Raw genomic sequence first — 12439 nt, 5'->3', positions numbered from 1 at the left:
TCATGAAAATATTCAATCTTTTCAAATGCTGCTATATTAGCATTTGGGAAAAAGTGTAACAATGAATCAAATTCACTTGCGATTTCGGCCTTACTATCAGCTATATTGCTCGTAATAGCATTAAGCCTGTAATTTCTGCCTGGGTTTCTCTTTTATGTATTGTGTTAATAATAGTCAATATTGACTTATAAAATTCATTTTCATTGATTGGTTTTAGGATATAATTAACCGCACGAAGCGAAAGAGCGGTTTTAACATATTCGAAATGATCATATCCGCTAAAGAAAAGAATTTCTATATCAGGATAAATATCACGGGCTTTTGTAGCCAGTTCCATTCCGTTAATAAAAGGCATTTTGATGTCCGTAAGAAGTATATCTACAGGCTTTTCTTTCAGTATGTCCAATGCTGCCTTCCCATTATCTGCCTGCAATGTATGTTTAATTTATATTTTTTTATTAAAAAAAGGATAACTTCACGTTCGCTTTTTTCATCATCAACAATTAATATAGTATACATAAAATCCCCTGCCTGATGTTTTTCTAGTTATAGTATATAATTTTTACATTTTATAGACAAATAAATAAAAAAATTCAGGGAAAAAGTATTCTAAATGTGGAAATTGTATCATTTACGGAAATTAAATTTACCCATATACTAAAAAAGAATTAAATAATGATAATCAATGGCCATTGATTAGTATGAGGAAAAATTGCAATTAAGTCAAGACTGTAAAGTGTAAGGATAATTGGAAGGAGGAAAACATGATGAAAGCATTAAAAAAATATTTGTTATATTGCTGGCAACTGTAATGACCATATCTTTGGCAGCCTGCAAAAAAGACAATGAAAGTCAGAAGGAAAGCGATACATCAAAATCTGACAGCACTGGTTCCATAAATATTACTGATAGTGAGGATAATTCAAATGCATCAGTAGATCCTTTTGGAGCCTATGAGAATGAAATACTGTAACAATGGGAAGACAGACCCTTCAAAACCCGAAATTGCCGGAAGGGGATACATATGAGGATAATGCCTATACCCGTTGGGTGAAAAATGAACTTAATATTAAAATCGTAGATGAATTCGAAGCCAATGGGGATGATTATGACAGACAGGTATCATTAGCAATATCATCAGGTGATCTTCCTGATATTAATGGATGAAGAATTGCAGAATAAAATGAAAGATATGGCCGATTTTATTGTGGCATATGAAAATATATTGAGGGACGGACAGCGGACAACTGATAATATGGTAGATATAGAAGGATTTGCCCATAGTTCTGACGGAATATCCAATACCATCTGGACCTATACCAGAGCAGATGCTCAATATGAAATACTCCATTTAGTTAATTTATTAGGTACCGATAACCAATGGAGGGATGAACGGGGCAAAAAAGAGGCTCCTACCGAGGTCAGCGACATTAAAGTAAAATATTATACAGATAAAAAAATCAGTAATGTTTTTATCGCATCTCCTGATATCAATGACTGCAAAAGCGAAAGACTGGATTTTGAAGAGGGAGAGGACGGCAACGGAACGTATATACAGTTTACTGTATCTGGTTTAAAATACTGGGATATGATATATATGAAATGAGGAGGTTAAAGTGAAACAAACAAGCGATACATACAAGTGGTGGAAAAACGCAGTGATATATCAAATCTATCCGAAAAGCTTTCAGGACAGTAATGGCGATGGTATCGGTGATATTCCGGGAATAATAACAAGGCTGGATTATTTGAAGAAGCTTGGTATAGATGCAATCTGGCTTTCACCGGTATATCGTTCTCCGCAATATGATAATGGCTATGATATTTCCGATTATAAAGATATCGACCCCATGTTTGGCACAATGAATGACATGGAAAATCTTATTAAAGAAGCAAAAAAAAGAAATATACGCATAATTATGGATTTGGTTCTTAATCATACTTCGGACGAACATTATTGGTTTCAGGAAGCTAAAAAAAGCAGGTCAAATCCCTATCATGATTATTATGTGTGGAGAAACGGCGTTGAAGGAACCCCTCCCAACGATATGAAATCTACTTTTGGAGGTTCTGCATGGACATGGGTACCTGAAGTACAGCAATATTATTTTCATCAATTTTCTGAAAAGCAACCCGATTTAAACTGGGATAACCCTAAAGTACGCCGGGAAATTTACGATATGATACTCTGGTGGATGAATAAGGGGGTCGAGGGCTTTCGGCTGGATGTAATCGATCAGATAGCGAAAGAACCGGATCATAAAATAACGGTTAATGGACCGAAATTACATGAATATATAAGGGAATTATCGAAAGAGACATTTCAAAAAGGAAAAGACATCATAACAGTAGGTGAAGCCTGGGGAGCCGATCCGGAACGTGCGAAGATGTACAGTAATCCTGATAACAGCGAATTTTCCATGGTATTTCAGTTTGAGCATATTTGCCTGGATCAGCAGGAAGGAAAATCAAAATGGGATTTGGCACCGTTAGATTTGGTCAAATTAAAAAATGTTTTGGCAAAATGGCAGAAAGAATTGTACCAGACCGGCTGGAACAGCCTTTTCTGGAATAATCACGATCTGCCGAGAATTGTTTCAAGATGGGGAAATGACGGCAAGTATCGTGTAGAATCAGCAAAAATGCTTGCAACAATACTTTATGGTCTGCAGGGAACTCCCTATATTTATCAGGGAGAAGAACTTGGAATGACAAATGTGCGTTATAATATCGAAGATTACCGTGATATAGAAACACTGAACTTATATAAAGAACGGACAGAAAATGGATATTCAGTTCAGGAAGTAATGAATTCCATTTATGCAAAAGGGCGTGACAATGCCAGAACACCGATGCAATGGGATGACAGCGAGAACGCCGGATTTACAATAGGAATTCCGTGGATTAAAGTAAATCCGAATTATAAATATATTAATGCCCGGAATGAGATGAAAGATGAAAAATCTGTATTTAATTACTACAGAAAGTTAATTCAGTTAAGAAAATCAAACGATATATTTATAAAAGGCAGATTTGAGCTTTTATTTGAAAAACATCCCGAATTGTTCATATATACAAGAACGTGGAATGAACATACCCTATTAGTTGTTGCAAATTTTTACGGCAGAAGAGTACAATTTTACCTGCCACCAGAGTATGCTGATACCGGAAATTGCCTTATTAGTAACTATGAGGAGCATGAAACGGGATATTTACAACCGTATGAGGCGGCCATGTATTTAATTAATGATAATTACAAAATAATCCGTTCAAAGTTGTTAAATCATAATAACTTTTAAAATGTATATTGTAATGACGGCGCATAAAAAATTTTAAAAATACATTACATGGTAGTTAGGAGGAAATTTAATGAGCAAACATCCCGACTGGTTAGATAACGCTGTATTTTATGAGATTTATCCGCAGTCTTTCTTTGACAGTAACGGTGACGGTATTGGTGATATTCCGGGTATAATCAATAAACTGGATTACATTGCAGATTTAGGCTGCAATGCCATATGGATGAATCCCTGTTTTGTATCGCCTTTTCTTGATGCCGGTTATGACGTGGCTGATTATTACAAAGTGGCGCCACGCTATGGGACAAATGACGATTTAATCAGACTGTTTGAAGAGGTACATAAACGCAGGATGCATATTATTCTTGATCTGGTACCGGGACACACGTCATGGGAACATCCATGGTTCAAGGCTTCGATGAAGGCTGCAAGAAATGAATATACCGATCGGTATATATGGACCGATGACCTTTGGGATAGCCTGACCGGTTATGGTTTCCTTCGCGGCATATCTGAAAGAGAAGGTTCTGTTATAGTGAATTTCTTTTCCCATCAGCCTGCACTGAATTATGGCTTTTATAAACCCGAAAAGCCGTGGCAGCAGCCCATGGATGCAGAAGGGCCACAAAAGACCCTGCAGGCTATGATGGATGTAATGCGTTTTTGGCTTTCCCGTGGCTGCGACGGATTTAGAGTGGACATGGCGGGCTCTCTGGTCAAGAACGATCAGGAAGGAAAGGGCAATATTGCCTTGTGGCAGAAGGTTAGAGCTTTTCTTGATGAAGAGTTTCCGGAAGCCGCAATAATTTCGGAATGGGGAGAACCGGACAAATCGCTTCGGGGAGGATTTCATATGGATTTTCTGCTTCATTTCGGCCCTTCCCATTATAACGATTTATTCCGCTGCGATGAGCCTTATTTTTCCGCCCGGGGAAAAGGTAATGCGGCTGCCTTTGTTGAAAAATACATGGAATACTATAACAAATCAAAGGATAGAGGACTTATTTGCATTCCTTCGGGAAATCATGACATGGACCGTCTGGCAAGATCATTACACGGTGATGAGCTTAAAATAGCCTTCGCTTTCCTTCTTACCATGCCTGGCGCACCTTACATATATTATGGTGACGAGATCGGCATGCGTTATGTGGAAGGGCTGAATTCTGTTGAAGGCGGTTATAAGCGAACCGGTTCCCGTTCTCCCATGCAGTGGGATGACAGCAAAAACGCCGGTTTTTCCACTGCTCCGGAAGAAAAACTTTATATACCGCTTGACAATGCAGCGGACCGTCCCACTGCCGCTGCCCAGATGGCGGATCCGAATTCCCTCAGAAGCGAGGTAAAAAGGCTTATTAACATGCGAATGCAACATCCTGCCCTGCAAAATTACAGTGAAATTAAGTTTGTTCATACAGGTTATCCTTTGATGTATACCCGTTCTTCCGGTGACGAGACCTTGCTGGTTATTCTTAATCCTTCGGCTGAGGAACATAAGGTGGATTGTTGTAAGGCACTGGGCACCTGTATTTATCAATTAAACGGTTCCGCAAGGTATGAAGATAACGGCATTGTTGTCCCGGCTCAGTCCGCCAGTGTATTTGTGATTTGAGACGGGATGATTATAAACATATATAATTGAGTTTTCATTTTATGAGGGTTATGCTGCAGCATAATCCTTTTTATTTTATGTACAGCGTTTTTTGTAGGCTATGTCAAGAGAAGTTCGCAATTTGGGGACTCCACGAAATGAATTAAGCTGCGCTTAGCAGAAGTGTCTGAATCGATTTGGGATTCAAATATGCTCTGGAAACGGACCAGTCTTCAGCGTATTCCATGAGATATGTTGTAACCAACCGCAGATAGGAATCTTTGTTTGGGAATATCCCGACGACGTTGGTTCTGCGCCGGATTTCCTTGTTCAGCCGTTCCAGCATATTGGTCGATGAGATTTTACGGGCATCAAGCTCGGGGAATGCATAGAAAGCCAGTGAGTCCTCCAGCCCGTCTTCCAGAAGCTCGATTGCTTTGGGAAACCGCTTCCCATATTGCTCCGACAACTGTTTTGGATAACGTATAATAAGTTTCGCAAAATTAATTGAAGCAAAAAAGTAGACATAGTCGATTGCCGTCGGTAAAATAAAGTTACCATACAAAATCTACCAAGGAGGCAATAAACTATGTCTGATAATATTATACAACTAAACGAAGACCTGATAAAGAATAATCTTAAAGATCTTGTCCGTAGTAGTGTGGAAGAAACACTGAATGCACTACTCGACCATGAAGCTGATGAGCTTGTTAATGCCGAGCGATATGAACGCTCTGGCGACCGAAAGGGGTATCGCTCCGGCCATTATGAGCGAAACTTTTCTACGACATCCGGAAATGTAAAACTCAGGGTTCCAAAGCTGAAGGGTATCCAGTTTGAGACAGCCATTATTGAACGCTACAAACGGCGGGAATGCTCTGTAGAAGAAGCGCTGATTGAGATGTATCTCGCAGGTGTTTCAGTACGCCGTGTGGAAGATATCACTGAGGCTCTCTGGGGTACAAAGGTGTCTCCGGGAACAATTAGTAATCTTAACAAAAAAGCCTATGGACATATTGAACAATGGCGTCAACGTCCTCTTTTAGAGGAGTATCCGTACGTTTATGTTGATGGTATTTATCTCAAGCGCAGTTGGGGTGGCGAAATACAGAATGTGTCTGTACTCGTTGCCATTGGCGTAAACCGTCATGGATATCGAGAAATCATTGGCGCTGCGGAAGGTATGAAGGAAGATAAAGAAAGTTGGAAAAACTTCTTTGTCGGCCTAAAAGAACGCGGATTAAAGGGCGTTCGCCTTATTATTGGAGATAAGTGTCTTGGAATGTTAGAAACCATTCCAGAAGTCTTCCCCGATGCCAAATATCAACGTTGTACCGTTCACTTTTATCGCAATATCTTTCGTGTTACACCGAAAAACAAAATGCGCTCAGTCACGTTAATGCTCAAAGCAATTCATGCCCAGGAAAGTAAAGAAGCTGCCCGCGAAAAAGCTGCTTCAGTTGCAGCTAAACTTCGTGAAATGAAATTGTCTGCGGCAGCTAAAAAGGTCGAAGAAAGTGTTGATGAAACTCTAACTTACATGGACTTTCCAACAGAGCACTGGACCAGAATTCGTACGAATAATGTAACTGAACGCATCAATCGAGAGATTAAACGCCGAACGAAAGTAATAGGTGCTTTCCCGGATGGCAATAGTGCTTTGATGCTGGTCTGTGCACGACTTCGTTATGTGGCAGCTTCTGCATGGGGAACGAAGAGGTATCTCAACATGGAACACCTATTCCAGATGGAACTGATGCAACAACATTCTGCTAGCTAGCTACTGGCAAACTGACGGCCAAACTGACGGCATAGATTGATTTTGCGAAATTTTCTTGACACGGGGCTTTTTACACCATTATATAGACTTAATCTAAAAACAATCGCTTAAAAAGTTATATTGTATCAAGTAATGCTTTTTAATTATTACCTTCATTAACTGTTAAAGAACATTTCTAAGTGTTCCAATAAAATAAGGACTGTTTGCAAAAACATACTATTAATTACTTCAGTATAACATCTATCTTGTCTCCTCAACCCCCGAAAAAATAGCCGTTATCTAATCCGGTTACTCAACTCTATATTTTCATGGCAGTTGATATGTTACCGCAAACAATAAAAATAAGGGTTTCCTGACATTATCTCTTCCGGCAAAGTAACCGTGAGAAAAACCTAATGTCTGGAAACCCTTTATTTACAAGCTTTTCAGTTTTTTATTTCTCAACCTTTGACATCAATGTCACGCACTCCACATGCGCCGTCCTTGGGAACATGTCAACAGGTGTAGCTTCCATGACCTTATATCCGTGAAGCGCAAACAGCTTGATGTCGCGGGCCAAAGTGGCGGGGTCGCAGGAAACGTAGACAACGCGTTCCGGCGCCATTTCCGCAACCGTCTCAATCAGCGCGGAATCGCAGCCCTTGCGCGGCGGGTCAAGAACAATCACGTCGGGACGAACGCCGCGGTTTTTCAGCATATCTGCCGCTTTTGCAGCGTCAGCGCACAGAAATTCCGCGTTTTCGATGCCGTTTTCCTCAGCGTTTTTCTTCGCGTCTTCCACGGCCTGCTCCACAACTTCCACGCCGATTACATGTTTGGCCTGCTTTGCCATGGAAAGCCCGATGGTTCCGGTGCCGCAATAGAGGTCCAGAACCGTTTCCTCACCGGTCAGTCCGGCGTATTTTCCGGCCAGATTGTAGAGACGTTCCGCCTGACGCGGGTTCACTTGATAGAACGATTGGGGAGAGATGCGGAACCGCAGGCCGCAGAGAATATCGGTAATGTAGTCCTGCCCGCGAGCGGTGCGGAATTTTTTGCCGAGAATCACGTTTGTCTTGTCGCGGTTTACGTTGATGACAAAGCTTTTCAATCCCGGCACTCGCTTTTCGAGCAGGTCGGCAAGTTTCTCTTCGTTATGCACGCCGTTTCCGTTTACCACAACACAGGCCATAATTTCGCCGGTTGTCTGAGCTTTGCGCAGGAACAGATGGCGCAGGCGGCCGCGCCCGGTGGATTCATCATAGACGCTGTCGCGCGTTTCGCCGGCCCATTCGCGGAAAGCCTTCATCGCCGCGGTGAATTCCTCCGGCTGGAGCAGGCATTCTTCGCAGTTGATGATGCGGTGGCTGTGTACGGCATAGAAGCCGAGCGAAATGTTTCCGTTTGTCCCTTCTCCGATGGGAAGCTGCGCCTTGTTGCGGTAGCGGTCCGGTTCATCTGCGCCGATGATCGGCTTCAGCACGGCATAATGCAGACCTCCGATGCGTTCCAGAGCGTCCTGCACACGCTGCTGTTTTGCGGCCAATTCCGCCTCATACGAGATGTGGCGATAGGTGCATCCGCCGCACCGAGCAAACTGCGGGCAATCTACGGGGATTCGGTCCTTTGAGGGAGAAATGATTTTTTCAATCTTGCCGTAAGCATATGATTTCGCAACTTTGAGGATTTTCACTTCCAGCTTGTCGCCTGCTGCGGCGAGCGGCACAAAAATTGCTATGCCGTGGTAATGGCCTACGCCGTTGCCTTCTGCCGTATATCCTGTAATATCCAATGGGATAATTTGATTTTTTTTGAGTTCCATATATCCTCCAGCTTATGTGTTTTCTCCTAGTTTACCATTGCCGTCGCGGGATTACAACTGTATGTGCACAGGAGAAAAATAATAGAAAGTGAACGTGTCATATGATTATGCAAATTATCAAATATAAGAAAATTACAACGAAAAAAAACATTCTGAGAAACGCATTTTATACAAAGGGGAGAATCTGGCGGAATGGCATGTTAAAGTGTTGACAGGTTACGCAGGGTGCCTTATAATGTGGTCAGAAAATCAAGCTTAACCTTGATGTTTCCTAGCTTTATATGAGTACAAGTCCTGTGGCATGGAGCCACACCTTTTCAATACAACTCCTCCCCAAAAACAAAAGCCGGTCATGGACCGGCTTTTGTTTTTCCTCTGAGTATAATGAAATATACGAAATTAACGTCGATTCAATACAAATTTTATTTATTCTTACAGATATAAGAATGGCTCCCTTGCTTGACAGGGGGTTCCGATCAAACAAGGGAGCTAGTATGGGTTTGCGCACAGCGTTAAGCTGTCTTCATATGCAAACGAAGTCTGTCTGAAATCATCGCAATGAATTCGCTGTTGGTCGGTTTGCCGCGCGTGTTGTGGATTGTATAGCCAAAATAGGAGTTGAGAACATCCACATCGCCGCGGTCCCATGCCACCTCAATTGCGTGGCGGATTGCCCGTTCCACACGGGAAGCAGTTGTCCCATAGCGCTTTGCAACGCCGGGGTAAAGTTGCTTTGTCACAGCGTTGATGATATCTGGGGTTTCGATTGCCATAATGATGGAATCGCGCAGATAGTGGTAACCCTTGATGTGTGCAGGAACACCGATTTGATGCAGAATCTCGGTGACCTGAATCTTGAGCGTGGGTTCTTCCTCTGCCGGCGATTCCTGAGTTTTTGCGTGCGGCACTTCATTGATGCCGCAAAGCTGCAGAATCCTGTCGGCAAGGTCGGCTGCGTCAAACGGTGCAATCGCAAAATAGGATGCACCGGACATCATAACTTCACGCTCCAGAGTTGGGCTTGTAAAGTTTGAGACAATCACGAACATCGGCATATGGTCGGGCTGCTTCGCACGAACAGCCTTCATTACGCCGATTCCATCGAGCCGTGGCATGAAGAGATTAGAAAGAACAACATCTGGGCAAGTCGTCTTAATTTTTTCCAGCAATTCCATTCCATCTTTCGGCACATAGGATACTTCCATGCCAGAATTCTCGAAAACACGACCGATGTCGTTGCGAAACTCAGCGGTATTGTTTGCAATCAGTAATTTAATGCGCTTTTCCATCTTTGTCTCCCCTTACATGTTTGTTTATGCTGTTATAATACCATATATTGGTAAAAATGGCAAGAGTTATTTCAATATTTTTTTGATTTATGGGGAAAAATCCAACTGAGAGACAATTTAAGAAGCGAGATCGCTCTGCTGAGCGGCAATCGACCTAGATTCTACAAGCATGTTTTCGGCAAAGATGCCGTAGCCGTGCGTCGGGTCATTGACAAAAACATGGGTCACTGCACCAACGAGTTTGCCGTTCTGGATAATTGGGCTGCCGCTCATGCCTTGGACGATACCGCCGGTTTGCGTGAGGAGCTTCTGGTCGGTTGCGCAGATGACTAGATTTTTGGTTTTCACGTCATCGCGGTAGTCGATTTTTTCAATTTCAATATCAAAATACTGCGGTTTGTCACCGCTGATTGTTGCATAGATTTTCGCCGGGCCTGTTTTTACATCCTGTTTCATGGCGACTTTCATCGTCTGACCATGAACAGGTTTTTTCATGAGCCCATAGACACCTGTTTCAACATTTGCGCAGAGGCTCCCTTCTGCCGTTTCATCGGTGAAGTACCCCCGAAGTTCTCCCGGCGTGCCTTTTGTGCCTTTTGTCACACCACTGATTGTAACGGGGACAATGTCTCCACTGAGCAGCGGCATCAGTTTGCCGGTGTCAGCGTCACAAATGCCGTGCCCGAGGCCTGCAAAGCAATTGCCAGAAGGGTCGTAAAATGTCAAAGTTCCAATTCCTGCGGTGCTGTCACGTACCCAGAGACCGATTTTATATTGCCCGTCCGATTCGGAACGGACCGGCCGAACGGTGGCTGAAATTTTTTTGCCGTCGCGGTTGATCGTGAATTTCAGTGGCTGACCGTTGGAATTTTCTATGGCCTTCTCGACTTCAAGGTTGGTATTCATTGTTGTGCCGTTAATGGAAAGAATGATATCGCCGGTTTTCAGACCGGCTTCCGAGGCCGGATTCATGGTTCCGACAGACGTTTTTACATCAGCCATGCCGACAACGACGACGCCGTTGGTAAACATTTTTATGCCAAACGGCATGCCGCAAAGAACGACTGAATTGCTGTCGACTACGTTAACGGTTACGGTTTTAATCGGAATCGTATTGTAAAGCATGAGCTGCGCAGAATAAGTCTTGGGATACGTGTCTCCTGTGCTGGCGGAAGCCTGCACGGGACCATTTTTCAAAAGAGAAAAAGCTCCCGAACCCCAAGTGGGGCTGGTTCCTTCCACAACTGTGTAGGAGTCGGGCGTGAGATAATCCGCCGTTCCGAGGACTGCCGTAAAAAGAAGCCCAAGGGTTACAGCGGATGCGGTCAGTTTTTTTAATGCTTTTTTCAAAACTTCACCTCCCTGCACCGCGTTATTACTCTGCCCGACGAATATTGATTTATGATGTCAGCGATTTCATCTGCAAGAACAATCCGGCAAATCCGCAGGGAAAATGTGTTTTTGCTTTTCGATTGCGGAAATAAAAAGAAAATATTTGCACGCATGAAATCGAAAAGACAGTACCGGCAAAGACAAAAAAGTGCCGCCAATTTTATTTCTCCCAAGCTAAATTGGAAACAGCACCTGCAATTTCACACAAAAATAGGGAGAATCTGACTGGGTTTGCAGCGGCAGGCAGAAATTAATAAGCTGTACTGGTAAAATTTTTATAAACTGCGGCTTTTCACCAAGTCAGTTTTTCATTATGATGGGAAAAAGAAAAGCGCTTGCCAAAACGAAGGCAAGCGCAAATTTACACGGAAAGCCGTGATTTTTCCATGAATTATCAGAAACGAGTAATGGCCATCCATGACCTTTCCTGCTTCGGAAAGTGTTCTCTGACGGTTGCGCTGCCGATTCTATCGGCGGCAGGGGCGGAAACAGTGGCCCTGCCGACGGCAGTTCTCTCCACGCACACCGGCGGTTTTACCGGATATACCTTTCGCGACCTGACAGAAGATATTCCCGCCATTGTGCGGCATTGGAGTTCTCTCGGTTTGCAGTTTGACGCCATTTACACGGGCTATCTCGGCTCCTTTGAACAATTGGAGCTTGTTTCACAGATTATTTCCGAATTCCGAAACGAACATACGCTTGTCTGCATTGACCCCGTCATGGCGGACGGAGGAAAACTGTATGCGTCGTTCCGCAGCGATTTTCCGCAGGGAATGGCGAATCTCTGCGCGAAAGCGGACGTTATTCTGCCGAATTTGACGGAAGCGGCATTTCTTCTGAACGAGCCTTACCGCGAGGGACCATACGACAAAGCATATATCGACCATGTCCTGCACGGCCTTGCTGACCTTGGGCCGCGCCGCATCGTTCTCACGGGTGTCTGGACGGAACCGGAGCACCTCGGCTGTGCGGTTTACGATGCGGAGTCCGGCGAGACCGGATACGCCATGAGCCGGCGCATCGAAGGCTCCTACCACGGTACGGGCGACGTCTTTGCCAGTGCCCTGCTCGGCGCTTTCCTCCGCGGCCTTTCGCTTCGCGACTCGGCGCAGATTGCCGCAGACTTTACGGCCGAAAGCATCCGGCGTACCAAGGAAGCGGGGACGGACATTCGCTTCGGTGTGAATTTTGAAGCCGGTTTGCCGGAATATACGAAACGCCTCGGCCTTTTGAAATAAAAAGCAGCATCGCTGAATTTTCTGCCGAAAAATGCCGATTGCCCGGGAG

General features: G+C 43.8%; 12 protein-coding genes. 7 read left to right on the top strand and 5 right to left on the bottom strand.

Annotation, left to right across the window (positions count from 1 at the left end):
- Window positions 1–100: 100 nt before the first annotated feature.
- Window positions 101–433 (bottom strand): response regulator, encoded by a 333-nt coding sequence (locus NOG13_RS09195; protein ID WP_283110247.1) that lies wholly within the window; start codon window positions 431–433, stop codon window positions 101–103.
- A gap of 315 nt (window positions 434–748) precedes the next feature.
- On the opposite strand from NOG13_RS09195, the gene NOG13_RS09190 reads away from it, so the two are divergent.
- The 5 genes from NOG13_RS09190 (at window position 749) to NOG13_RS09170 (ending at window position 4908) form a co-directional block, all read left to right on the top strand.
- A complete protein-coding gene (locus NOG13_RS09190; RefSeq protein ID WP_283110246.1) occupies window positions 749–973 on the top strand; it encodes a hypothetical protein in 225 nt (74 codons plus the stop codon).
- A 2-nt stretch (window positions 974–975) separates the two neighbouring features.
- Entirely contained in the window at window positions 976–1167 is a 192-nt protein-coding gene (locus tag NOG13_RS09185; RefSeq protein WP_283110245.1) for a hypothetical protein, read from the top strand.
- Window positions 1160–1606, top strand: a complete 447-nt coding sequence (locus tag NOG13_RS09180) for a glycoside hydrolase family 66 protein (protein ID WP_283110244.1) — start codon at window positions 1160–1162, stop codon at window positions 1604–1606. Before NOG13_RS09185 ends, NOG13_RS09180 begins: the two co-directional genes overlap by 8 nt.
- Window positions 1607–1616: 10 nt before the next feature.
- A complete protein-coding gene (locus tag NOG13_RS09175) occupies window positions 1617–3299 on the top strand; it encodes a glycoside hydrolase family 13 protein (protein ID WP_283110243.1) in 1683 nt (560 codons plus the stop codon).
- Between the two features lie 70 nt (window positions 3300–3369).
- Window positions 3370–4908 carry an alpha-amylase family glycosyl hydrolase gene (locus NOG13_RS09170; RefSeq protein WP_283110242.1) on the top strand — a complete coding sequence of 513 codons (1539 nt, stop codon included), beginning with the start codon at window positions 3370–3372 and terminating at the stop codon, window positions 4906–4908.
- A gap of 142 nt (window positions 4909–5050) precedes the next feature.
- On the opposite strand, the gene NOG13_RS09165 is transcribed toward NOG13_RS09170, so the two are convergent.
- A complete protein-coding gene (locus NOG13_RS09165; protein WP_428849322.1) occupies window positions 5051–5452 on the bottom strand; it encodes a transposase in 402 nt (133 codons plus the stop codon).
- A gap of 24 nt (window positions 5453–5476) precedes the next feature.
- On the opposite strand from NOG13_RS09165, the gene NOG13_RS09160 reads away from it, so the two are divergent.
- Window positions 5477–6667 (top strand): IS256 family transposase, encoded by a 1191-nt coding sequence (locus NOG13_RS09160; protein WP_283110241.1) that lies wholly within the window; start codon window positions 5477–5479, stop codon window positions 6665–6667.
- Window positions 6668–7100: 433 nt separating this feature from the next.
- Here NOG13_RS09160 and rlmD read toward each other — a convergent pair whose 3' ends face one another.
- The 3 genes from rlmD to spoIVB form a co-directional block, all read right to left on the bottom strand.
- Complete coding sequence (gene rlmD, locus NOG13_RS09155) at window positions 7101–8468, bottom strand: 23S rRNA (uracil(1939)-C(5))-methyltransferase RlmD (RefSeq protein WP_283110240.1); 1368 nt, start codon at window positions 8466–8468, stop codon at window positions 7101–7103.
- A 512-nt stretch (window positions 8469–8980) separates the two neighbouring features.
- On the bottom strand, window positions 8981–9757 hold the full coding sequence (gene spo0A, locus NOG13_RS09150) for a sporulation transcription factor Spo0A (RefSeq protein WP_283110239.1): 777 nt from the start codon (window positions 9755–9757) through the stop codon (window positions 8981–8983).
- 117 nt (window positions 9758–9874) lie between these two features.
- Window positions 9875–11107 (bottom strand): SpoIVB peptidase, encoded by a 1233-nt coding sequence (spoIVB, locus tag NOG13_RS09145; RefSeq protein ID WP_283110238.1) that lies wholly within the window; start codon window positions 11105–11107, stop codon window positions 9875–9877.
- Between the two features lie 428 nt (window positions 11108–11535).
- Here spoIVB and NOG13_RS09140 point away from each other — a divergent pair, with 428 nt between their 5' ends.
- Window positions 11536–12390: a pyridoxamine kinase gene (locus NOG13_RS09140; protein WP_283110237.1), complete on the top strand. Its 855-nt coding sequence runs from the start codon at window positions 11536–11538 to the stop codon at window positions 12388–12390.
- Window positions 12391–12439 lie beyond the last annotated feature (49 nt).

The sequence above is a fragment of the Thermocaproicibacter melissae genome, from assembly GCF_024498295.1.
Taxonomy (GTDB): domain Bacteria; phylum Bacillota; class Clostridia; order Oscillospirales; family Acutalibacteraceae; genus Thermocaproicibacter; species Thermocaproicibacter melissae.
Note: the sequence above shows the minus strand (reverse complement) of the source record. Positions and strands in the feature narration are given on the sequence as shown.

Excerpts from the sequence above, each read along its gene's own strand:
- spo0A (WP_283110239.1), bottom strand. The coding sequence starts at position 9,757 with ATGGAAAAGCGCATTAAATTACTGATTGCAAACAATACCGCTGAGTTT.
- NOG13_RS09180 (WP_283110244.1), top strand. The coding sequence starts at position 1,160 with ATGGATGAAGAATTGCAGAATAAAATGAAAGATATGGCCGATTTTATT.
- NOG13_RS09170 (WP_283110242.1), top strand. The coding sequence starts at position 3,370 with ATGAGCAAACATCCCGACTGGTTAGATAACGCTGTATTTTATGAGATT.
- NOG13_RS09140 (WP_283110237.1), top strand. The coding sequence starts at position 11,536 with ATGAATTATCAGAAACGAGTAATGGCCATCCATGACCTTTCCTGCTTC.
- rlmD (WP_283110240.1), bottom strand. The coding sequence starts at position 8,468 with ATGGAACTCAAAAAAAATCAAATTATCCCATTGGATATTACAGGATAT.
- NOG13_RS09160 (WP_283110241.1), top strand. The coding sequence starts at position 5,477 with ATGTCTGATAATATTATACAACTAAACGAAGACCTGATAAAGAATAAT.
- NOG13_RS09185 (WP_283110245.1), top strand. The coding sequence starts at position 976 with ATGGGAAGACAGACCCTTCAAAACCCGAAATTGCCGGAAGGGGATACA.